At 62.2% G+C, this 307-nt stretch carries 1 protein-coding gene; it reads right to left on the bottom strand.

Annotated features, from left to right (window positions below):
* Positions 1-307 (bottom strand): integrase core domain-containing protein (locus XcodCFBP4690_RS22200; protein ID WP_146092053.1); only part of this gene is annotated, 307 nt, incomplete at both ends.

The following is a 307-nucleotide window of genomic DNA, read 5'->3' as shown; positions in this document are numbered from 1 at the left end:
TGTGTAAACCCACCACGTTGTTCAGTGGAATGTGGATGCGGGAGATGGGGGGGCGTTTTCCGAGACTGGCATGGGGCCGATGCCAGTTGTAGTGATGGAGCCAGGGCAATAGGTGCGCGGCACGTTGCTCGGAGTTGTCGTAGCGGTGGGCATAAGCCCACTCGCGCAATGCCGTCTGGATGAAGCGTTCTGCCTTGCCGTTGGTGCGTGGGGTATAGGGGCGGGTGCGGTAGTGCCTGAGGTTGAGGCGCCGGATGGTGCGGGCGAAGGCCTTGGAGCGATAGCAGGCGCCGTTGTCGGTCAACAC

The sequence above is a fragment of the Xanthomonas codiaei genome (assembly GCF_002939785.1).
In the GTDB taxonomy this organism is placed as follows: Bacteria; Pseudomonadota; Gammaproteobacteria; order Xanthomonadales; family Xanthomonadaceae; genus Xanthomonas; species Xanthomonas codiaei.
This window is presented reverse-complemented; position numbering and strand designations above follow the sequence as displayed.